Consider the following 967-nt stretch of genomic DNA (forward strand, 5'->3'; position numbering starts at 1 on the left):
CTCTGTCACAGTGATGTCCATCAAATCGAAAATGATGGGCACCACTTTGATGTCGCTTCTCGCCGTCGTCTACGACGGTCGTCGTGAGGTGCTTACTCATCGGCTCGACCTTCGAGCGCATGACGTTGGTGCACCACTGCCGCAACACGCGTGGACAATTGACGCACCGCAAGGTTTGCGTATGTTCAAAGTGTTCAGCTTCTCAATTCCTCGTATGATTCACTCAGGCGGCCCGAGGTAATGTCAAACCAAGCATAGTGCTGGTCAGAATGACGCCATTGGGAAGAAAAGCGATCGTCATCTACGGCTTTCGTTTTCCTGCAGCGGGCATCGGCTACGCAGTACGCCGGCACCACCGCCTCAATCTTAGTCCACGGGAATTGCGCTGCACTATCTCGGTTGGCCAATTCCCCTCTATCGGCGGAACAAGTTCCTATGGACATGCTAGACGTCATCGGTATTGGTATCGGACCGTTCAATCTAAGCCTCGCGGCGCTCATTCAGCCCACCGGTTTGCGAGCGCTCTTCTTTGAGAAGCGCATAAAATTCTCCTGGCATCCGGGGCTCATGCTGCCCCAAAGTCAACTCCAGGTGTCGCCGCTCAAGGATTGTGTGACCCTGGTGAATCCCACAAGCCCATATTCCTTTCTCAACTATCTCGCTGTACATCGACGCCTGTACAGCTTCGTGAATAAAGGTGGAAACAGCACGTCGCGACGTGAGTTCACCCACTATTACCAATGGGTTGCGCAATGCCTGGACACGCTTCGATTCGGCGAGGAGGTGATCGATATCAGGCCTTGCAATAAGGGCTATTGCGTGACCACTACCGCGCGCACCTATCATGCGCGCGCGGTAGTGGTCGGGGTCGGCGTCGAACCCAAGGTGCCGGCATGTGCACGGCAGGTGGTTGGCGAGACGGTCTATCACGTAGACGACTACCTTAACCGGAAACCGTTCAGCGAAG

2 protein-coding genes are annotated in these 967 nt (G+C 55.0%); both read left to right on the forward strand.

Going from position 1 to position 967, the window contains the following annotated elements; translation table 11 throughout:
- On the forward strand, positions 1 to 241 hold a 241-nt coding region (locus tag HWY30_RS41275; protein ID WP_208524384.1), incomplete at its 5' end, for a hypothetical protein.
- Between the two features lie 194 nt (positions 242 to 435).
- The coding region (locus tag HWY30_RS40790; RefSeq protein ID WP_176079061.1) for a SidA/IucD/PvdA family monooxygenase at positions 436 to 967 on the forward strand (532 nt) is incomplete at its 3' end.

It is taken from the genome of Paraburkholderia tuberum STM678 (genome assembly GCF_902833905.1).
GTDB lineage: Bacteria > Pseudomonadota > Gammaproteobacteria > Burkholderiales > Burkholderiaceae > Paraburkholderia > Paraburkholderia tuberum.